This window comes from Achromobacter sp. Bel (genome assembly GCF_012928505.1).
Classification (GTDB): Bacteria; Pseudomonadota; Gammaproteobacteria; order Burkholderiales; family Burkholderiaceae_B; genus Achromobacter.
Window position 1 is genome coordinate 17,886 of the sequence record NZ_JABBJN010000010.1, and the last position, 20,660, is coordinate 38,545.

Consider the following 20,660-nt stretch of genomic DNA (forward strand, 5'->3'; position numbering starts at 1 on the left):
CACAGGCTGTCGGGCGTTACGACAGGACCTAAGACAACGTGCGCGCCGTCGTGCCCGACAGTTCATGCAGGCTCAACCCGCAACTGCGGGCGCGTTCGGACAGCGATTCGCTTTGCGCCAGCGCGCGCCGGCTTTCTTCCAGCAGCACGTCCAGCTGTTCCTGCAGTGTCGCGGCCATGAGCCAGGCCCGTTCCGCGAACAGCTCGGAAAACCGGTCCACGCAGGGCTTGCAGATGGCGGCGCCGTTCTTTTCAAGCAGCGGCGCGCCTTGGGTCAGCGTCGATTGGCAAAAGATACAGGCGAGTGCGCGGTTCATGCGGAGGGCGGCTCATCGGCGGGTTGGAGGAGGGCGCCCCGGGAAGGCGCCTTGCCATAGACAACGGCCATGCGGGCCAACTCTTAAGCCGGCGTATCGCCCTAATCCTTCAGGCGTCCGCCGAACGCATGAGGACTGGCCGACGCCCGCTATGCCGCGTAGGCGGGGCGCAGGGCGACCGGCGCGGTCTCGGCCGTCATGTCGATGACGGTTTCGGACGGCACCTTGAAGAAGGCCGCGGTGGCGGCCAGGCGCTTGGCCTGGTCCTCCAGCGAGGATGCGGCGGCGGCGGCTTGTTCCACCAGCGCGGCGTTCTGCTGGGTCACGTCGTCCATCTGCGTGACGGCGCGGTTGATCTGGTCGATGCCGATGGATTGTTCGGTGGACGCCTCGGTGATCTCGGCCATGATCTGCGTGACGCGCTGCACCGACGCCACGATCTCCTGCATGGTTTCGCCTGCCTGGCGCACCTGGGCCGCGCCGCTGTCCACGTTGCTGGTGGATTGTTCGATCAGGCCTTTGACCTCGCGGGCGGCCTGCGCGCTACGCTGCGCCAACGAACGGACCTCGCCCGCCACGACGGCAAAACCCTTGCCTTGTTCGCCCGCACGGGCGGCTTCCACTGCCGCGTTCAGCGCCAGGATGTTGGTCTGGAACGCGATGCCGTCGATGACCGACACGATCTCGGCGATGCGGCGCGAGCTGTCCGAGATGCGTGTCATCGTCTCTACGACCTGATCCACCGCTTGTCCGCCGCGCAGCGCCACGCCGCGGCTTTCGGCCGCCAGCGCGTTCGCCTGGTGGGCGTGTTCGGTGTTCTGCTTCACGGCCGTGGCCAGTTCTTCCATGCTGGCCGCGGTTTCTTCCAGCGAGGCGGCCTGCTCTTCCGTGCGCGATGACAGATTGGTGTTGCCGGACGAGATCTCGGCCGCGCCCGTGTTGATTTCGTTCACGCTGCGCCGCACCTCGGCGACCGTGCGGGTCAGGCTGTCCTGCATGCGCTTGAGCGCGGCGAACAATACGCCGATCTCGTTGTGGGCGCCGACGGCCACGCGTTGGGTCAGGTCGCCCGAGGCGATGCGGTCGAAGTGCTGCGCGGCATCCTTTAAAGGCGACAGCACCTGGCGGCGGATGAAGCGCCAGCACCCGGCGGCCAGGACGACCGCCAGGGCCAGCATGATGATCGTGGCCAGTTCGGCCAGGTTGTAGCGCTGGTCCGAAGCGTCGTTGATCTGGGCGGCGCGCCGTTCGGTGTGAGCCAGGAAGGCGACAACCCGTTCTTCGAATCGGGCGTCGGCGGCGCGGGCGTCGGCGACGGCGGTGACATAGCGTTCCGCGGATTGCTTTTGCAGGGCCTCGCCCAGCGCATCGATGCTGCGCACATAGGCGTTGAAAATGCCATCCAGGTCGGCCGTCAGTTTCCGGGCGGCATCCGTGACTTTCGGCACGCGTTGGAACGTGTCGTAGCGTTGGCGGGCGTCGGCCAGGAATTTGGCGGCCTGGTCCACGCTGGCTTGGGCCTGCGCGCTGCGGCCAGCCTGCACATCCAGGTAGGCGGCGACCAGCGTGATGCGGGTGCGCAGCAACAGCACCTGGGTTTCGTAGAGCGGGCGGGTCTGTTCGGTGGCGACGCGGTTCAGGCTGTCGACGGCGTCGTCGGCCGCTCGGGCGAACGCCCAGCCCATGCCGGTGGCGCAAGCCAACGCCAGCACGAAAAGGCCCAGGACCGCGAGCAGTCCGGTTCGGATTTTCAGGTTCTTAAGCATGCGCAAGGCTCCTGCATAAGGCGGCCAGCGAGGCCGGCAGCCGTGATCTAGTGGTAAACCCGAGCCAAATGTAAGTTTGAATTACAATTTTAACAATTGATCATTTTTCACAGGGGCATTCTGGTTTCGGCAACGCGTCGCCGGCAGGCTTCAGGGCGAAGCCTTATGCCCCGGTATACCGGGGCGATCAGAACAGGGCGGGGGTGTCGCTGCGCAGAAAGCGCAGGAAGCGCTGGGCGGCGTCCGGCAGCGGCCGGGAAACGTGTGTCTGAACCTGGATCTGCCCGCCATTGAGCAGCGCGTCGTCCACGGGGCGGCAGGCCAACCGGCCCGAGGCCAGATGTTCGGCGGCCGTCAGGCGCGCACACAAGGTCACGGCATCGCCCGTCAGCAGATAGTGGTAGACGGCTTCTGGGTGATTGGAGGTAAAGGCCGGCGACAGCGTGGTGTTGTACAAGCTGGACGCCATGTCCAGCACCCGGCGCAAGGCGCTGCCGCTTTCGGGCAAGGCCAAGGGGTAAGCGGACAATTGCGTCAACAACAGAGGCGTCACGCGCTGCGCACCGCTGCCCGCCAGCGGATGGCCGGGCCGCATCACCGCGATGATCTCGGCGGGGCGCGCGAAGATCACGGCAATGTCCTTCTCGGCCGCGTGGCTGTATGTAATACCGATATCCGCCTGCGCCGAACGCACGCGTTCCGTGACCAGCCCGGCATCCAGGATGGTCAGGTTGAATCGCACGGAAGGGTGCTCGGCCTGGAAGGCGGCGAATTTAGGCGGCAGCGCCTGGGCCGCGAAGCCATGGGCGCCGGCAATTTTCACCGTCTGCGTAAAGCGGCCGTGCTGCCCGCCGATCTCGGCATAGGTGCGGGCGGCGTCGGCTTCGACCCGGCGCGCATGGTCCGCCAGGATACGGCCAACTTCCGTGACGCGCATGCCCTTGGGGTGGCGCTCGAACAGTTGGTTCTGCAGCCGCTGCTCAAGGCCGGCGATCTGGCGGCTGACGGCGGAACTGACCACGTTCAGGCGCGCGGCCGCCCCATTGACGGACCCGGTGTCGACGACGGTCAGGAAATAACGAAGCGCGGTGCTATCGAATTGGAATCGCTTCATTGATGTGAATGCCGTAAATCTCAATGTCGAGTCCAGGCGGTTGGCAGCCGCAAAAATAGCGCGCGAAAGGCGGATGGCAGTGGGATAGCCGTCCGCCACGGCGTCTTGTGAACGCGCAGGCCAACAGGTACGGACCAGGGAAGCGATGGCGGGTTGCGCCATGGATAGGCCGACAAGCGTCATCCGGAGAGTCCGGCGCGCCAGGACGCCAGCCCCGACGTGGCGGGACGGGCGGATGGGCCAGGGGTGGAATTTATTCCAGCTCCACCTTTTGCCACAATCGCAAATTTATCAATATTGCATTCTAATTTCGGCAATCGCGGCGCGCCTCCGTTCAGCGGCGACGCAGACCGGGCCCGGAAATGCAAAACGCGCCCGGAGGCGCGTGGGATGACATGGCAGCAATGGGCCCGGTGGTCAGCTCAGTCCACGACGAAGCCGCCGGGGCCGCTATGGCCCAGTAGTTCGCGCGCGCATTGCATCGCTTCGCCGGGGGTGGCCACCGCCAGGAACGGCATGCCGAACGCGCGCGCCATTTTTTCGCCCTGCTTGCGGATCTTGTCCAGCGCACCGGTATCGCGTTCGACGGCGATGAAGGCCCGGCAGCGCGCCTTCAACCGCGACATGTTGGTGGTCTGCCATTCGATCATGGCTTTGCGGTCGTCATGGGCAGCTTCCTGGCGCATATCGGGCACGACCATGACGAAGGTCTGCGGGTTGTCCACCAGCAATTCCATTTCGCGGATCCAGCTGGCCGAGTAGCCCTTGGGCGCGCTGCCGTGCTTGGCGGTGACGATGGGGAAGTGGGACAGGTCGTGGAAGAAAAATTGTTCGCGGTTCATTCGAAATCTCCGTGGGGATGAACGGGCGCGCCCGGCTTGCAGCCGCAGCCGCCGTAGAGCACCAGGCTGTAGGAGTCCAGCGCGAAGCCGCTGCGCTTGGCGATCTTCCTGACCAATTGCGCCATGGCGGGATCGCTGGATTCCAGGATCTGCCCGCAATGCGTGCAGACCAGGTGGTCGTGGTGCCCTTTGTCGTTGAGCTCGAACACCGTGATGTGCGCGTCGAGCTGAGTACGTTTGAGTAGACCGGCGTCCTCAAGTTGCGTGATGACGCGATAAACCGTCGCCAGGCCGATACTGCTGTGGTCCGAGATGAGGTTGCGGTAGACGTCCGCTGCGCTCATGTGCTGATTGGCGTGCTGGTAGAAAATGTCCAGGATTTTCAGACGGGGGAAAGTGGCTTTGATGCCGGCGTCGCGCAGCCGCGTGGTGTCCATGTGGTTTCTCCGTTCGGGGGGCTGATGCCCGACTGATGAGAATGATGTACATTTTCAACTGAACCCGCTAACGGGAACCCGTCAACCTGTAGCTCAAACCTGCCAACCATGCTTCATGTGGCTATCGCCGACCCGCTTCCCGACGTACTGCTGACGCCGTTCAGCGTGCAAGGGCGCCGCGAAACCAAAGGCATCGCGGTGCCTTTGCACGTGCATGACGAGGGCATGCTGGTGTTGGTGCACGAGGGGCTGGTGGTGGTGCAGGCCGGGGCCGAGGTCTGGACGGTGATGCCGGGCAGCCTGGGCTGGATCCCGCCGGGCACGCCGCATGGGGCGCGCTGGTTCGGCGATGCGCGCGGTTCATTCCTGTATGTGCGGCGCGACGTCTGCGACCAGTTGCCGGCGCACTGCCGTTCCTGGCCGTCGTCCAAGCTGATCGAAGCGCTGATCGACCGGTTCACGAGCAACCACGACGGCGCGGTTTCCGGCGCCTACCAGGAGCAGTTGTTCGAGGTGCTGCTGCAAGAACTCAAGCACCGCGAGCATGCCCCGCAGCTGCTGCCGATGCCTGCCGACCCGCGCTTGCAGGACCTGGCAAATACGCTGCTGGACACCCCTGACGATACCGCCGGCATCGACGAATGGGCGCAGCGCCTGAACATGTCGTCGCGGACGCTGATGCGCCGCTTCCGCCAGGAGACCGGGGTGACGCTGGGGCAATGGCGGCAGCAGGCGCGATTGCTGCGTGCCCTGGAGATGCTGAGCCGCGGCGGGTCGGTTACCGAGGCCGCGCTGTCGGTGGGGTATGAAAGTACCAGCGCGTTCATCGGCAGCTTCCGCAGTGCTTTCGGCATGACGCCGACCCGCTACCTGGCGGACCGCTAGCCGCGCGCGGCGGCCTTTGCCGCCGCTGTTGCCGTGGTCAATGCCAATGCCGCCGTTGTGGCCGCGGCCGTTCCGCCTTTACGCATCTTCACGTTTCTCCGACATTTTTGCGGATCTTCATTTGCGCCCTGTCCCTAGTATGGCGTCACGGGGTGGGCAAAGGTTTGATCGCCCGCCCGAGATGTTCTTGAGGTGAGAGATGAATGACCTTTTGAGGCCGCGGCGCACCGGCGCGCTGCTTATCCATGGGTTGGGCGGCACGGAATTCGATATGGGCTCGCTGCATAAGGTGCTGGCGCGCGCAGGCGTGGAGACGCACGGCGTGACGTTGCCCGGCCACGCCGGGCAACCGGAAGACCTGCTGGACGTGCGGGTGGAAGACTGGATGGGCGTGGTGACGCGGCGTTATCGCGAGCTGTGCGGACAGTACGAGGTGGTGCATGTGATCGGCATGTGCCTGGGGGCGTTGCTGGCCGTGGAACTGTGCAAGCGCGAATCGCACACGCGCGGCGCGCTGGTAGCGCTGTCGGCGCCCGTGTTCCTGGATGGCTGGAGCACGCCGTGGTATCGCGGGTTGCGGTATCTGCTGTATCACGTGCCGGGCATGCCGCGGCGCATCCGGGTTCAGGAAGAGGACCCCTACGGCGTGAAAAGCGAGCTGGTGCGCGCCTTTATCAAGGCGGGATTCGCGCGCGGCGACGGGTTTCACTACCAGTGGGTGCCGTTGGCTTGCGTGCGGCAGGTAGACCGCCTGCGCGGCATGGTCCAGCAAGGGCTTGAGCAACTGAATTGCCCGACGTTGATCATGCATGCCGAAGAAGACGAACTGACCAGCCCGCGGTCAGCGCGCTTCTTGGGGGCGCGCATTCCCGGCGCGACGGTGGTGATGCTGCAAGACAGCTATCACATGATCTGCGTCGACCACGAGCGCGACCGCGTCATGCGTGACGTGTTGGCCTTTCTGGGCAAGGATCCCGGGCTGGTGCGGATGCGCAAGCGGCCAGCGGTGGCCGATGTGCCGGCTCAGGCCGCGGCGGGCTGGTCCGGAAGCAGCGGGCCTTGCGGATCGTTTTCCGCATCGGGGCGCGGTGGCACCGGCGGCAAGCCGAGTCCTATCCGCAGGCGTTGGCAATCGGGGTTGGGCGAGCCATCCGGCATCCAGATGTCGAATTCCCGGCAAGGCGTGGGGCGGTTTTCGTAGATGGCGCAGTGGATGCCGGGCTGGCCGAGTTCACCGCGCAGGGATATGCAGCGGCCGCCGCCCATCTCGGTGCCCTTCATGCAGGCCCGCAGCGGACTCATCTGAGTGACCAGTTCCACGGGGACATGGCCGCCGTTTTCGCCTGCCAGTTCACCGCAATAGAACGATACCCTGAAGTGCGAGCAACAGGCTCCGCAATCAAGGCAGGGGTTTGCGTCCGGGTTGTCACCGGCCAGCACGGCGGGTGAAACGAACGTCAGGACAGCGGTCTCGAGCAGGGACATGGGGATGGATTAGAAAGCCTGTCCAGGCCGCGGCCGGCGCGGGATCAGGGCGCAAATAGTAGCGGGATTCGGACGGCGGCCGCTACGACTTTTTTCGGGGACGTTGCTGGGGTAGCATCGGTGGCCTGACTGCCGCCTGGAGCAATGCCTTGAACGCTAAAACCGACTTCCCCGACGGCCTGGCCCGTTGCGGCTGGGTGGATACGTCCACCGAATACATGGCCTATCACGACACGGAATGGGGCCGCCCGCAAGGCGAGGACCGCGCCTTGTTCGAACAGCTTTGCCTGGAAGGTTTCCAGTCAGGCCTCAGCTGGCGCACCATCCTGAACAAGCGCCAAGCCTTCCGGCGCGGTTTCGCTGATTTCGACCCCGCCAAGGTGGCGCGGTTCGGTGAAAAGCAGGTGCTGGCCTTGCTGGCCGACGCCGGCATCGTCCGGCATCGCGGCAAGATCGAAGCCGTGATCAACAACGCGGCCCGCGCCTTGGAAATGATTGAAAAAGAAGGCTCGCTGGCGGCGTTCTTCTGGCGCTTCGAAGCCCCGGCGGGTGCGCCCTCCATCTTGGGCGCGTCGACGTCTGAACAATCCCTCGCCTTGTCCAAGGCATTGAAGAAGCTGGGCTGGAAGTTCGTGGGGCCCACCACCGTCTACGCGTTCATGCAGTCGGTGGGCATGGTGAACGATCACAACCCGGGGTGCCATTGCCACGCGCTGAGCGAAAAAGCGCGTAAGGACTTCAAGCGGCCGGCGGTCCGGCGGCCGGCGGACCGGCGGCCGGCGTAGCGGTGGGCGCGGCGGCCGATTCGGGCACAACGCCCGGCAGGCTGTAGCGGCCTTCGCGGTAGGCCCAGCTGGGCCACAGCGCATGCGCCAGCGCTTCGGTCGCAAGCTCCGGGTTCAACGCCACGGGGGCGTAGTCTTCGGGCGCGGTGTAGCGGTACTGCACGGGCGTCTTGTTGGGCGCCAGCACCAGCAGATCGTTTTCCTTCAGATAGCCGTAGGTGCTGTCGTACTGCATGATGGCGCGGCCCGGCGTGCTGCGCGTCAGATCGTGGCCGATCATCGGGTGCTCGGTATCCACGCCGATCAGCGACAGCAAGGTCGGCGGCAGGTCGATCTGGCTGATCAGGCGGTCGTCGCGGCGCGCTTCAATGCCCGCGCCCAGGATCACGGCGGGGATGTGGAAGTGGCGCACCGGCACCAGGCTGGCGCCGAACACGCGGGAATCGTGGTCGGCGGCCACCAGGAAGACGGTGTTCTCCCAATAGGGCGACGCCTTGGCGCGTTCGAAGAATCGGCCCAGGGCCCAGTCCGCATAGCGCACGGTGTTTTCCACGGTGGCCGGGTTGCCTTCCGTCTGGATGCGGCCGGCGGGGTACTCCCATGGCGAATGGTTCGACACGCTGAACGCCAGCGTGAAGGTGGGCTGGTCGGCGTCTTCGCGCAGCAGCCGGTCCAGCTGGGTGAACATGTCTTCGTCCGACGCGCCCCAGGTGCCCACGAAGGCGGGGTCCACGAAGTCGGCGCGGTCAACGATCTGCTTGAAGCCGTTGCCCAGGAAAAAGCCCTTCATGTTGTCGAAGTGCGATTCGCCGCCATAGATGAAACGCGAGTGATAGCCGTGGCGGCCCAGCAGGTCGGCCAGCGAGAAAAAGCCGCGTTGCGAACGAGGCAGCTTCAGCACGGCCTGCGCCGGGGTGGGCAGGAAGCCGGTGACCACCGCTTCCAGCCCGCGCACCGAGCGGGTGCCCGTGGCATAGGCGCGCGTGAAGGTCCAGGACTCGCGCGCCAGCGCGTCCAGCTCTGGCGTCAGGTTGGCGCCGCCCAGGTCGGCGCTGTACTGCGCGCCCAGGCTTTCTTCCAGGATGATCACCAGGTTGAGCGGGCGCGGCGTCTTGCGCGTGGCGGTCTGGCGGTGCAGGCTGGGGTAGTCGGGGTTGGCCGGGGGATTGGGCAGTCCGGACTGCGCCAGCACCAGATCGTGCATCTTGGCATCGTCCATGCCCCCATACACGTCCGATGCCGACTTCTCGTTCTTCATGCTGTAGATCGCGTAGAACACGTTGTAGAGCGAGTTCAAGGCCAGCGTGTTGAGCATGCCGTCGGAGCTGTAAGCGACCGAGGACGGGTTGATGGGGCGATGGCCCAGCGTGCCTCGGATCGCCAGGATGACGATGGCCAGGATGGCCACGCTGGCAAGCGGCATCTGCCACCAGGTCAGTGGCGCGTCGGGCTGGGCGTAGCCGAACAGGCCATACGCGAGCCAGCCGATCACGGCCACGCCGCCCAGGCCGCCCAGCAGCGCCAGCTTGTATCCGCGCCAGAGCATGCCGGAGACTTCTCGCGGGTGCTTCAGGTATTCCACGAACAGCCGGTTGGGCCGCGTGTCATATTCCAGGATGAAGGGGGGCGAGGCGACCTCCAGGAAAGCCAGCAGGATGAAGGCCGCCAGATACCAATACCCCGCGATCGTCGCGGCGATAGGGAAGTGCCCAAGCAGCGGCGACAGCACGGCAGGCAGCGCGGCCAACACGGCGATCTGATGGGCGTCGATGCGCAAGCCGCCCAGCAGCAGCGGGAACAGCCCGCCGGCATTGCGCACGCGCTGCCATTGCCAGGCGGCCAGCGCCAGGCGGCTGAGCGTCAGCAGCGCAAACGCCGCGACCACGAAAATCAAGGTTGAATGCCGCATCGGGCCTCCAGGTTGTTCTGCTATCCCACCCGGTGGGGCGGAATCGCTCGTCCGCGCATTGGAGCAGGGGGCGCGTTGAAAATTCAATGAGTTACCGAAATCCGGTCACTTTCCGGTGGACCTAGCCATTTCTTTTTGTAACTTCCGAGCGCCGGTGCCGGGAACACGGCGTGCTGCGCAAACCCGCGGGCGGCGATGGGCCGCCACACGGCGCGGGCCGCCCGGGCGCTTCGCGGGCGGAAAGATCCGCACACATTATGGGGCCGGTTGGCTTAACCCTTGCAGTAGGCCGCGATACCCTTGCAGCTAACAGAGGGCCGGCGGCGGTAGGCCGGCCACAACGCCAAGGATAAAACCATGACGCGCACAAGAAAAATAGCGATCGGGATTGTAGGGGGTCTGGCCCTCGTCGTGCTGGTGCTGGGAGTGGTGATCGCCACTTTCGACTGGAACCGGGCCAAACCCATGATCAACGAGCGCGCCAGCGCCGCCATCGGGCGTCCCTTCGCCATCAATGGCGACCTGAGCGTCAAATGGGAACGAGAGCCTGATGCGGGCGGGTGGCGGGCCTGGCTGCCATGGCCGCACGTTATCGCCAATGACATCTCGGTCGGCAACGCGCCCTGGGCGAAGGCCCCCCATTTCGCCACGCTCAAGCGCGGCGAGTTCAGCCTGGCGCTTCTGCCGCTCTTGAACCAGCGGGTCGTCATCCGCCGCATCCAGTTGACCGAACCCGCCGCCGACCTGGAAAGGGTGGCCGACGGCCGTGCCAATTGGGTCTTCACCCTGCCCGATACCGGTGAGCCCTCGCCCTGGGTGCTGGACATCAATGAAATCGGATTCGACAAGGGGCGGGTCGGGTTGGTCGACGAGATCCTCAAGGCCGACCTGACCGTGCTGGTGGATCCGCTGGGCAAACCGGTGCCGTTCGCGGATGTGGCCGGCGCCGCGTTCGTGCCGGAAGACGGGGCCGCGCCCGCGCCCCGCGATTACGTGTTTGGCTGGAAGGTGGACGGCAAGTTCAAGGGGCTGGCCACCAAGGGAGAAGGCAAAGTGGGCGGGATGCTGGCCTTGCAAGACGCGAGGCAGCCGTTCCCCGTGCAGGCGGAGGTTGCGGTCGGGGGCACCAAGGCCGCGGTGACGGGGACGTTGACGGATCCGGCCAACCTGGGCGCCCTTGATCTGCGGCTGAAATTGTCGGGCGCCTCGATGGCGCAGCTTTATCCGCTGACGGGGGTGACCCTGCCGGACACGCCGCCTTATTCCACCGACGGGCATCTGGTCGCCAAGTTGAAGAACCCCGGCGGCGCGGTGTTCGACTACAAGGATTTCAACGGCAAAGTGGGCAACAGCGACCTGCATGGCGGCATTTCCTTCGCGTTGGGCGCGCCGCGGCCGAAGCTGACCGGAAAATTGTCGTCGACGCAGCTGCGCATGGTCGACCTGGGGCCGCTGATCGGCGTGCCCGCGGGCGGCACGCCGGCGGTGCCGGCCGATCGCGCCAAGGATGCGCCGGCCAAGCCCAAGGGCGGCAAGGTGCTGCCCACGCAGGCCTTCCGCACCGATCGCTGGCGCGATATGGACGCCGACGTCAGCCTGGATGCCGGGCGCATCGTGCACGACAGCAAGCTGCCGTTATCCGACTTGTCCGTGCATGTGGTGCTGCAAGACGGCAAGCTGACGCTGGACCCGTTCCGGTTCGGCATCGCCGGCGGCAATATCAACGGCACCATCAAGCTGGACGGCGCCAGCGAAGCGCTGACGGGGCGCGTCGACCTGCGTGCGCGCCGCCTGCGGCTCAAGCAACTGTTCCCGGCGACGGAGGCCATGCAGAAGACGCTGGGCGAACTGAACGGCGACATGGCGATCAGCGGCGCTGGCAATTCGGTGGCCGCATTGCTGGGCTCGGCGACGGGCGACGTGAAGATGCTGGTCAACGATGGCGTCATCAGCCGCAGTCTGATGGAGATCGCGGGGCTGAACGTGGGCAACTACGTGATGTCCAAACTGTTCGGCGACGATGAGGTGAAAATCAATTGCGGGGCCGCCGACCTCGCCATGAAGAACGGCGTGATGACGCCGCGCGTGTTCGTGTTCGATACCGAGAACGCGCTGATCAGCATCACCGGCACCGCCGATTTCAAGAATGAAACGATGGATATGGACATTACGCCGGACAGCAAGGGATTCCGCATCTTCTCGTTGCGTTCTCCGCTGTATGTGCGCGGCACCTTCGGTTCGCCGGACGTGGGCGTGCATGTGCTGCCGCTGGCGGCGCGCGGCGCGGGCATGGTGGCGTTGGGCGTGCTGTTGACGCCCGCTGCCGGCTTGCTGGCGCTGATCGCGCCCAGTACGACCGATGAGAACGCCTGCGCTCCGCTGCTGGAGCAGATGCGCAAGCCGCCCAAGGCGCCGGCGCCCGCCGCGCCCAAGGGGAAGTAAAGGGAGGCCGGGCGAGGGCCCGGGGGACGCCGGCGCGGACACCCGCGAGGATTTGCCCGGTCAGCCCGGCGACACCCGGCGCGAACCGTCGCGCACGTCGTCGTCCGCGGCGCACACGGCATTGCGGCCGTGGTTCTTCGCGTAGTAGAGCGCCTGGTCGGCACGCTGGAAGACGGCGTCCAGCGTGGCGCCATGGTCGGGGTAGCGTGCCACGCCCACCGATACGGTGATGGGCGAGCCGATGGCGCCGGGGGCGGGCTGCGAGGCCAGCCGCAGGCGCAGGCGCTCGGCGGCGGAGACGGCCGCGGCGAGCGATGCGCCGGGCATCAGGATGACGAATTCTTCTCCGCCGGAGCGCGCAAGCGTGTCGCCGCTGCGCGAGCCTTCACTCATCAACGTGGCCAGGGCTTGCAAGGCGCGGTCGCCGGCGGTGTGGCCGTATCGGTCGTTGATGTGCTTGAAGTGGTCGATATCGATGATCATCAGCGCAACCGGGGACTCGTCGGCCTGCAACATCGCCAGCGCCTCGTCCAGGCCCCGCCGGTTGAGCAGGCCCGTCAGGGTGTCGGTCGTGGTTTCGCGGCGCAGGTCGCGGATCTTGTGATGGATCGATGCCAACCCCATCAGCAGTGCGCGTTTGAGCTGCGCGGCTTCGAAATACCAGGAACGGACATCGCGGATGCGAGAGGCCGAGTCCGGGTCCTGCATATGGCGGGCGATGCCGGCCAACTCTCCTAGCGGCCGCGCGATCCAGCGAGACAACAGCCAGATCAACACCACCGACAGCAACAGCAGCGGCAGGGCGTTTTCCGCGGTGGCCATGACCAGATCGCTCAATGGATGCAGCGTGCTGGCCACCGGACGCTGCGCGATGATGCTCCAGCCGGTGCTGGGCACCGGCGCGTAGCCCGCCAGCATGTCGCGGCCTTCGCTGTCGGTGAAGCGCCGTTCTCCGGTTTCGCCCCGGAGGGCGGCCGCGAAGACGTCATCGTCGGGCGCCTTGTGGCCCAGCAGGCTGCGATCGGGGTGATAGATCAGCGTGCCGTTGCGGTCCATCACATACAGGAATGAGTCGTCGCGGTAGAAATGCTGGCCCAGCAGGCGGTCCAGCGCGTTGTCTTCATGCAGGTACAGCGTGCCCGCGATGTAGCCCAGGTAGCGGTAGTCGTGCGAGAAGATGGGATACGAATACAGGATCAGCCAGCGGCCGGTACGGGTCTGATAGGGCTCGCTGATGATCGGCTGCTTGGTGCGCAGGGCGGTCTTGGAGGCGTCGCTGCTCAACTGCTGGCCCAGCAATTCCGGATAGGCGGAAGACACCGCTATTACTTTTCCCTCGGGCGACACGATGATGCTGGAATTGAAATGGCCGAATTGCTCCTGCTGGCGGCGCGTCTCCTCGGCCATCAGCGCGGGGCGGGTCTCCATGTCGGCCAGCATGTCGGCGCTGTATGCCAGGTACCGCCGCACATCGTTGAGGAAGACATCGGTGGTGGACGCCAGTTTGGAGGCATAGACGCGGTTGACCTCTAGCGCGTTGTGCAGCAGCAGGTCGCGTTGCACCAGATAACTGGCATGCAGCCCGCCGGCCAAGACCAATATGACCGACAGCAGGCTGATCCACAGGATGAGGCGCCGGAGGTCAAGGCGGAACATGGGGTATCCGTCAGTTGCGGGCGCTGCCCGGGGGAAGGCCGGAAAGCGGCAGGCCGCCGGTCAGGGCATCCCAGGCGCACATGGCCTGGCGCGCCACGCTTTGCAGGGTCTTGCGGCTGGCGCCGTCGCGTGCCTGGATGGACATGCCGTGCAGCACGGTTGTGTAGAAGGCCGCAAGGCTCTTCGTATCGGCGGCGGCCGGCAATTCTCCTTGGGCGACGCCCGTGTTCAGGCGAGCCAGGATGCGGCCTTGCATGTCGCGGCGGTTGTCGCACAGGAAGCCACCGACGCTGGCGTGGTTGACGCTGCCCGACGGCGCGCCCAGCACGATCATGCAGCCTGGGGGCTGGCCGGGGGCAGTGAAGCGTTCGGCCGCAGCCATCAGCATGGACTGGATGCCGTCGCGCGCGGTGGGCGCGTTTTGCAACGCGCGGCGGGACGAGCCGCCTTCTGTTTCGCGGTAGAGCTCGACGGCCTCGCGAAATAGCCCTTCTTTTGAGCCAAATGCGCCATAAAGGCTGGGCGAGTTGATGCCCATCGCTTCCGTCAGATCGGTTAGCGAAGCTCCTTCATATCCCTTCGACCAGAACACTTCCATGGCCTTTTGCAAGGCCTGGGCCCGGTCGAAGTTCCGGGGGCGCCCACGTTCTGCCATCTGGCGATTTTACCTGTCACAGTATTTTTGTGTTGAACGATAAAAAAATGATTGACGAGAGGCAGGCGGTGCGACGATGATATTTGTACTGATCACTACAAATTAAGGACGAATGATGGGCAACCTGACGGGAAAAGTGGCATTCGTGACGGGCGGCAGCCGGGGCATCGGCGCGGCCATCGTGCGGCGGCTGGCGGGCGAGGGCGCCGACGTGGCGTTCACCTATGTCAGCGCATCCTCCGCCGACGCCGCGCAAGCGCTCGCCAAGGAATTGAGCATGGACGGGCGCCGCGCGTTGGCGATCCAGGCCGATTCCGAAGACGCGCTGGCGGTACGGCAGGCGGTGGAAGCTGCCATCAAGGAACTGGGCCCCGTGGACGTGCTGGTCAACAACGCCGGAATCTTCGTCGCGGGCCTGATCGGGGATACCAGCGTGGACGACTACGAGCGGACGATGGACATCAACGTCCGCGCGCCTTTCGTCGCCATCCGCACGGCGCAGGCATCGATGCCGGACGGCGGGCGCATCATCAATATCGGCAGCTGCCTGGCAGTCCGCGCGGGCCGCGCCGGCGTGGCGCTGTATTCGGCCAGCAAGTCCGCGCTGATCGGGTTGACCCAAGGCCTGGCGCGCGACCTGGGCACGCGCGGCATCACCGTCAACGTGGTGCATCCCGGCCCGATCAACACGGACATGAATCCGGCTGATGGCGAACGCGCGGGCGAACTGGTGGCCGTGCTGTCCTTGCCGCACTATGGAGAAACCCGCGACATCGCCGGGATGGTGGCCTTCCTGGCGGGCCCCGAAGGGCGCTACATCACGGGAGCGCGCCTGGCCGTGGACGGCGGCTACGCCGCCTGATGCAAGGGGCCTGAAAAGTTTTTTGGCACATGACTTGCACAAACCAAAAAACCTACATATAATCTTGCTTCTTCGCACTACACACATAACGAAACGCAGGCAGCAGCACCGCACCGGCAACGGTTCAGCGCAGTTGAAAACGAATCGGAAATGAGTGGATTGCAGGGCTGTTAGCTCAGTTGGTAGAGCAGCGGACTCTTAATCCGTAGGTCGAGTGTTCGAGCCACTCACAGCCCACCAGAATTCCTTGTTAAATCAAGCGCATAACGCCACTCCTTCGGAGTGGCGTTTTTCGTTTTGGCTCGAGCTTGACCAAAACTTGACCGTGTTCGCGTGGGCCGGCACAAAGGGGCCACCATGTCCAAAACCACGGCGCCCAGCAACGTACGACATGCCTATCAGTTCATTGAATCGCACAGCGACGAATTCAATGTTAGTTCTTCACGCAGTACGCCGTAGATGTCGACACAAGCTCGCCCAGCACCTTCTCAAGCTCGATATCGCCGTGGGCTATTCCATCAAGGTGCCCTTCGAAATCGATCCAACCTTCGTTGAATCCATCCAGCATGCGCATCCGTGGCAGCGGATATTTCATGCCCTGTAAGCGGAACAGTGCTTCCCAGGTCTGCCTGTCGACGACCTCGGCGTGGACAGGGCGATCGAGCACGCGAGCGAAAGTCGACGCGAGATCGTTGGGCGATATCCGACGCGGGCCTTCCAGTTCGACGATGCGTACGCCGCCCCACGTTTGTTGGAGAAGTTCGGCCGCAACGCGGCCGACGTCCGCGGTAGCGACCATCGGTACGGGCTTGTCGAGCGGCAGCAGGTAGCTGGCGATCACACCATCGCGACGCGCGGACGCGACGTCCCATGCCGCGTTTTCCATGAACCAGGCCGGGCGCAGGAATGTCACCGGCATTGGCATCTTGCGTAGTGCCTGCTCCATCAATGTGCGCTGAGTGAGCAGATTGCTTTCCTGCGCTTGGGCTCCGATCGTCGACAGGCAGACCACTTTTTCGGGCCTAGCCTTCATAATCGCCTTCGACACGGCGTCGATCACCGCCCGCGCCTCGGGGAATCCAGGCTCTGGATCGAATTCCGAAGGGGGCAGGATGAAAACACCTTTTGCGCCTTCGAACGCAGCGGTGAGCGATGCAGCGTCTTCCATGCGAGCCATCGCGATTTCACAGCCAAGCTCTGCCCACGGACCTGCTCGTGCTACGTCGCGCAAAACGGCACGCACCGGTTGACCTGCCGCGAGAAGTTGGCTGGCAACTGCGCCGCCGACCTTGCCCGTGATTCCCGTAATCGCAAACATTGCTCATTCTCCTTACATGGGTAAATAAAGTGGCGCGGCACCGAAGCAGTGGCCGCCATGCGGTCAGGCGCGTTGCAGACCGTCGTAAAGCGCCCGCTCGAACTGACCGTAGAGCGTCACTACGCGGGCATCGTAGAAAGGCAGCATCTGTGTAAAAAGCGATCCTGCGACGCGCTTGACGGGATCCACCCAGAAGTACGTGTTCAGCAGTCCAGCCCAGCTCACGCTTCCCGGACTGCGTCCGTGTGGCCCAGGCTGTGTGTTGATGTCAAACGAAAATCCCCACTTGTGCGCAGCACCCGGAAACTGATCGAAGCTGTTCGACCACGACGGTTGGGCCGTCTCCATTTTGCTAACTAGCAGGTCACCGATTTGGTTGCGGAACATCATGGCGACAGTGTCGGTACGCAGCAGGCGCTCGTTTTGATACGCGCCGCCGTTCAATAGCATCTGCAGGAAGGCCATGTAGTCGCGGGGCGTACTGAACAGTCCACCACCGCCCATGAAGAACTCAGGTCGCTGGTTGATCTCGAACGGCTCGGGCGCCAGGGACCCATCTCCCTGACGCCTGTGCATGGTGGCGACGCGTTGTTTCTGTGCACTGCCAATCAGAAAGCCCGTGTTATGCATCCCAAGCGGTTCGAAGATGTGCTCGCGGAAGTAGACCTCCAGCGACTGGTCCGTCACCGCTTCAACCAGCTTGCCGATCCAGTCCATGCTGATGCCGTACTCCCAGCGCTCGCCGGGTTCGAACTCAAGCGGCGCCGCGAACGCGCCGTTCATTGAGTAGCCGATGTCCGGCATGCCCGTCGACTTTTCGTATTGGCTAAGCCCGTCGCTCCAGATGCTGTACGTGAAGCCAGAGGTATGCGTCAGTAGATGACGCACCGTGATCGCGTTACGCGCGGGGCGCAGCTTCGGCTTGCCTGAAGCGTCGAACCCCTCGAGAATCCGTGGCGCCTTCAACTGTGGGAGGATCTCGCTGGCCGGCTGATCTAGTCGCATGCCCTGTTCGACAAGTTGCATGCAAGCGGTGGCAGTAATCGCCTTGGTCATCGACAGAAGCCAGAAGATGGTGTCAGGGCCGATGGGCTCGCCGCTATGAGCTCTAGCCCGCCCGCGCGCTCCCTCGTAGACGAGCCCGCGTTCCGTTGCACCCATGGCGGCAACACCGGCTACCGTGCCGTCGTCGACGGCCCGTTGCAGGCATTGATCGATTGATGGGTAGCCCGAGGGCTGGGTCAGCACCGTGTCTTGTGGGGAACCGGGTGGCGCTGCCAGCGTATTACGGCTTGCGAACCCGCCAAGCGCCGCGACGGATAGCAGGCTCGACGCACCCTTTAGAAGGTCGCGGCGATTCAGTCGAGCGGTCATTTTGAATTCCTCTCTGAATGAAAGATGTTTCAGTGAGGTGCATTCTGCTGAAATGCCGATCAAAACAAAATGACATGGATAGCATTAGATAAGTGACACTAAATCACTAATCAGGCATGGCTGAAATCTGTGTGCGTCATGGCCGTCCGGTGCGATGATGCGGTACTGACCCTAAGTCGATCACTAGTGATTCATCATCCGTAGTACGAGCTAAACCATGAAATACAGTAGCGAGAAGCTGTCTGGCGGCATTGGCGTGTTCGCTGCGGTAGTCGATGCAGGGACGTTTGCTGCCGCTTCGGAAGTGTTAGGAATGTCGCCACCAGGCGTCAGTCGGGCGATTGCGAGGCTGGAAGAGAAATTGAAGATCCGGCTCTTCAATCGAACGACACGCTCCGTCTCCCTGACAGAAGAAGGCCGCCGATTTTACGAGCAGGTCATGCCCCACCTTGCAGGGTTGGAGGAAGCCGCCGCCGCCGCGGCAGGTGGCGCGTCGGCAGTGCGCGGAAAGCTGAGAGTCAATCTGGATCCCGTTTTCTACCGGATCATTCTGGGGCAGCGGCTCAATGAGTTCATGGACGCGCACCCAGAGCTTGAAATCGAGTTCATCGCGCGAGACAGTCTGGGTGACCTCGTCATGGACGGCTTCGACCTGGCGCTACGGTTCGGCGAGCCCAAGACCTCCACCCTGATCGCGCGAAAACTGCTGGATAGCGGCATCGTGACCGTCGCCGCGCCGTCGTATATCGCCCGTTGGGGACACCCCGCTAAACCGGAAGAACTTGAAAGCGGCAACCACAGATGTCTTGAATTTCGTAATCCGGAGACCGGCAAGCCGTTTCCCTGGGAATTCCATCGCAGGCGAAAACGCATTTTGGTCGACACCCAAGGTCGTCTCACGGTCAACGATCCCAGCGCGCTTCTTAATGCATGCCTCGCCGGCTCTGGGGTTGCACAGATGCTGGTCCTTGGTGCCGAGCATTTGATTGCCGAAGGCCGATTGGTCAATCTGTTTCCGGAATGGACAGACGAGCGGTATCCCTTTTACGCCTACTACCCGTCGCGTCATCACATGCCGGCAAAGACCAGGGCCTTCCTAGACTTTGTTATCGAGCTGACCAGTCAGAAAAAGCGCGTTGGCACGACCCCCGGCTTCTCGCTGCGTTCAGAATAGTTCGAGGACGCTCGCCCTACAGGGTCGGTTGTGGAATAGGGGTGTCTTTCGGTAGCGTGCCCGAAATGCGTTTTGGGCAATCCGAAATCCCCCATTTGGTCACGACACCCTTTTCGATCATGAATTTCTCCGCGCATACGTGATACGCGGACATAGGGCCCCAGATCTCTTCGTACGAAATGATTTTTGCGCCGCTTTCAAGCGTATAGCTCTTTTTGGGCGGTCCCCACTTGGAAATCAATTGCTCTTCCGTGCTGCCGACCCAAGGTGCATTGACGTCGTTGTAGGTTTTGTTCCGAGTGCCCATCAGCATGTTCATCTGTCCAGAGGTGCATCCCCCCAGTAGTGATGACAAAACGAAAAGCAGTGCTAATTTCTTCATTTTTACCGTTATCCCAAGGTTCCATCGTTGAGAGATAGGTGCTTTTTGACGGCACGCCATCGAAAAAATGTCCAAGTGCCTCCAGCTTCCTCGACGCAAATCTGGCCGCGGAGCTTTCGCATTTATTTGCTTAGGGCGTCAATGTATTAGAAACCCTGGCGCCTTGCAGCGCGGAGCCATCGAGGAGCACAGGCCAGTCCCCGGGCCGCCCTGAAATCGGCACTAGTTCCCTCCGTCCTGCATTCACTTGCGTTGAACGTCGCCCGCGATCTTCCTGGCCGTCAGCGTCACGGTGAAAAATTCGTTACGCTTATCGGCCGGAACGGTGTCGAGGTGGTCCCTCCCAAAATCGGTGTGTTGCCTCTGCTCGAAGCGGGGGTAATACCCTTTCCAGAAATAGCGCACCTGTGTGCCGGCTAGTAACACTTTTTGTGCCGGTAGCCCGGTGACGAAGCGCGTATCAGCCGCGTCCGCCCGTGCGCGCACAGCGACGCGCGCTTCGGTCAATGCCCAATGGCATACCCCCCGCCCGTAATAGTCCTCATTGAGCAGCATGTCGGTATATACGGTGCCCACGTACTCGGTGGCGGAGATACGGGAAAGTTGGAACGTTTCGTGGCTGGACAATGTCGGCACGTGGCCGGACAGGGCGTTGGATTTCCCACAGCGGGCGCCGTTGCTGGCGTCGAACTGCGCAGTGCCCTCGACTACCGTAAACGGCGATTTGCCGTCGTCTGCGCTTGAGAGATCGGACGCATTAGCAAGTGTGAGCCGTATCTCATAGGCCTGCGTCGGAGCGGGGTTCAGCTTGCGTAGCGGTGCCTTGGCCGGGCTATCGGCGTAATTAGACCCACATCCGGCGGTGGCCAGAAGGACCAGCATCGGCAATGCCCAGCGTAAGGTCGGCGACGTGAGATATCGAAGGGCGCGCGACAAGTCGATGTTTCCTATGCAAGGTATTTATTATCAAAGTTTGCCACGAAATTGAACGTCTGTTTGTGGCCGAGGGCGGCCGGTTGCCACGGTTTGCATCTCACCGCCACCTGAACGGTGATTGATGGTCTGGGATGGAGAACGGTGGAACAACGGCAACGTGTATGCCGACCATAAAGGCAATATCTACGAGCACCATAACAATGGCTGGCAGCGGCATACGTCGTCGGGTTGGCAGTCGGTTAAGCCGAAACCTGCAATCGGCCAGCAACTATCTGAACTCTCAGCGCCGGCGTGCGATTATTCCCACGATCGCACGGGCCGG

Annotated in this window: 18 protein-coding genes, 1 tRNA gene and 1 pseudogene; 7 read left to right on the top strand and 13 right to left on the bottom strand. The window is 63.5% G+C overall.

The window, feature by feature from the left end; translation table 11 throughout:
* Positions 1 to 28: 28 nt before the first annotated feature.
* From HG262_RS08750 to HG262_RS08770, 5 genes are all read right to left on the bottom strand, one after another.
* Positions 29 to 316, bottom strand: coding sequence for a ClpX C4-type zinc finger protein (locus HG262_RS08750; protein WP_169270629.1), 288 nt, complete (start codon positions 314 to 316; stop codon positions 29 to 31).
* Positions 317 to 465: 149 nt separating this feature from the next.
* Positions 466 to 2,082: a methyl-accepting chemotaxis protein gene (locus HG262_RS08755; RefSeq protein ID WP_169270630.1), complete on the bottom strand. Its 1,617-nt coding sequence runs from the start codon at positions 2,080 to 2,082 to the stop codon at positions 466 to 468.
* Positions 2,083 to 2,269: 187 nt separating this feature from the next.
* Positions 2,270 to 3,196, bottom strand: a complete 927-nt coding sequence (locus HG262_RS08760) for a LysR family transcriptional regulator (protein WP_169270631.1) — start codon at positions 3,194 to 3,196, stop codon at positions 2,270 to 2,272.
* A gap of 422 nt (positions 3,197 to 3,618) precedes the next feature.
* On the bottom strand, positions 3,619 to 4,038 hold the full coding sequence (locus HG262_RS08765) for a hypothetical protein (RefSeq protein ID WP_169270632.1): 420 nt from the start codon (positions 4,036 to 4,038) through the stop codon (positions 3,619 to 3,621).
* On the bottom strand, positions 4,035 to 4,475 hold the full coding sequence (locus HG262_RS08770; RefSeq protein ID WP_169270633.1) for a transcriptional repressor: 441 nt from the start codon (positions 4,473 to 4,475) through the stop codon (positions 4,035 to 4,037). The genes HG262_RS08765 and HG262_RS08770 overlap by 4 nt, the downstream gene beginning before the upstream one ends.
* Before the next feature lie 108 nt (positions 4,476 to 4,583).
* Here HG262_RS08770 and HG262_RS08775 point away from each other — a divergent pair, with 108 nt between their 5' ends.
* Both HG262_RS08775 and HG262_RS08780 read left to right on the top strand, forming a co-directional pair.
* The gene (locus HG262_RS08775) at positions 4,584 to 5,360 is read left to right on the top strand and encodes an AraC family transcriptional regulator (protein WP_169270634.1); all 777 of its coding nucleotides are present in this window, start codon (positions 4,584 to 4,586) and stop codon (positions 5,358 to 5,360) included.
* A 199-nt stretch (positions 5,361 to 5,559) separates the two neighbouring features.
* A pseudogene (locus HG262_RS08780) lies at positions 5,560 to 6,288 on the top strand (alpha/beta fold hydrolase); the annotation flags it as partial.
* Between the two features lie 95 nt (positions 6,289 to 6,383).
* Here the strand turns inward: HG262_RS08780 and HG262_RS08785 are convergent.
* A complete protein-coding gene (locus HG262_RS08785; RefSeq protein ID WP_248293294.1) occupies positions 6,384 to 6,845 on the bottom strand; it encodes a YkgJ family cysteine cluster protein in 462 nt (153 codons plus the stop codon).
* Between the two features lie 149 nt (positions 6,846 to 6,994).
* On the opposite strand from HG262_RS08785, the gene HG262_RS08790 reads away from it, so the two are divergent.
* Complete coding sequence (locus HG262_RS08790; protein ID WP_169270635.1) at positions 6,995 to 7,630, top strand: DNA-3-methyladenine glycosylase I; 636 nt, start codon at positions 6,995 to 6,997, stop codon at positions 7,628 to 7,630.
* Here the strand turns inward: HG262_RS08790 and HG262_RS08795 are convergent.
* Complete coding sequence (locus HG262_RS08795) at positions 7,584 to 9,539, bottom strand: LTA synthase family protein (RefSeq protein WP_169270636.1); 1,956 nt, start codon at positions 9,537 to 9,539, stop codon at positions 7,584 to 7,586. The genes HG262_RS08790 and HG262_RS08795 overlap by 47 nt on opposite strands.
* Before the next feature lie 357 nt (positions 9,540 to 9,896).
* Here HG262_RS08795 and HG262_RS08800 point away from each other — a divergent pair, with 357 nt between their 5' ends.
* Positions 9,897 to 11,981, top strand: a complete 2,085-nt coding sequence (locus HG262_RS08800; RefSeq protein ID WP_169270637.1) for an AsmA family protein — start codon at positions 9,897 to 9,899, stop codon at positions 11,979 to 11,981.
* Between the two features lie 60 nt (positions 11,982 to 12,041).
* On the opposite strand, the gene HG262_RS08805 is transcribed toward HG262_RS08800, so the two are convergent.
* Positions 12,042 to 13,637: a sensor domain-containing diguanylate cyclase gene (locus tag HG262_RS08805; RefSeq protein WP_169270638.1), complete on the bottom strand. Its 1,596-nt coding sequence runs from the start codon at positions 13,635 to 13,637 to the stop codon at positions 12,042 to 12,044.
* A 10-nt stretch (positions 13,638 to 13,647) separates the two neighbouring features.
* Positions 13,648 to 14,292: a TetR/AcrR family transcriptional regulator gene (locus HG262_RS08810; protein WP_169270639.1), complete on the bottom strand. Its 645-nt coding sequence runs from the start codon at positions 14,290 to 14,292 to the stop codon at positions 13,648 to 13,650.
* 115 nt (positions 14,293 to 14,407) lie between these two features.
* Here HG262_RS08810 and HG262_RS08815 point away from each other — a divergent pair, with 115 nt between their 5' ends.
* Together HG262_RS08815 and HG262_RS08820 are read left to right on the top strand one after the other, a co-directional pair.
* Positions 14,408 to 15,154: an SDR family oxidoreductase gene (locus HG262_RS08815; protein ID WP_169270738.1), complete on the top strand. Its 747-nt coding sequence runs from the start codon at positions 14,408 to 14,410 to the stop codon at positions 15,152 to 15,154.
* 164 nt (positions 15,155 to 15,318) lie between these two features.
* A tRNA-Lys gene (locus tag HG262_RS08820) sits at positions 15,319 to 15,394 on the top strand.
* Positions 15,395 to 15,587: 193 nt separating this feature from the next.
* On the opposite strand, the gene HG262_RS08825 is transcribed toward HG262_RS08820, so the two are convergent.
* Entirely contained in the window at positions 15,588 to 16,472 is an 885-nt protein-coding gene (locus HG262_RS08825) for an NmrA family NAD(P)-binding protein (protein WP_169270640.1), read from the bottom strand.
* Between the two features lie 63 nt (positions 16,473 to 16,535).
* Positions 16,536 to 17,846: a serine hydrolase domain-containing protein gene (locus HG262_RS08830; protein WP_169270641.1), complete on the bottom strand. Its 1,311-nt coding sequence runs from the start codon at positions 17,844 to 17,846 to the stop codon at positions 16,536 to 16,538.
* Between the two features lie 217 nt (positions 17,847 to 18,063).
* On the opposite strand from HG262_RS08830, the gene HG262_RS08835 reads away from it, so the two are divergent.
* The gene (locus HG262_RS08835; RefSeq protein WP_169270642.1) at positions 18,064 to 19,020 is read left to right on the top strand and encodes a LysR family transcriptional regulator; all 957 of its coding nucleotides are present in this window, start codon (positions 18,064 to 18,066) and stop codon (positions 19,018 to 19,020) included.
* Between the two features lie 16 nt (positions 19,021 to 19,036).
* Here HG262_RS08835 and HG262_RS08840 read toward each other — a convergent pair whose 3' ends face one another.
* Entirely contained in the window at positions 19,037 to 19,402 is a 366-nt protein-coding gene (locus HG262_RS08840; protein ID WP_169270643.1) for a hypothetical protein, read from the bottom strand.
* A gap of 243 nt (positions 19,403 to 19,645) precedes the next feature.
* Positions 19,646 to 20,338 (bottom strand): hypothetical protein, encoded by a 693-nt coding sequence (locus HG262_RS08845; protein WP_169270644.1) that lies wholly within the window; start codon positions 20,336 to 20,338, stop codon positions 19,646 to 19,648.
* Positions 20,339 to 20,660 lie beyond the last annotated feature (322 nt).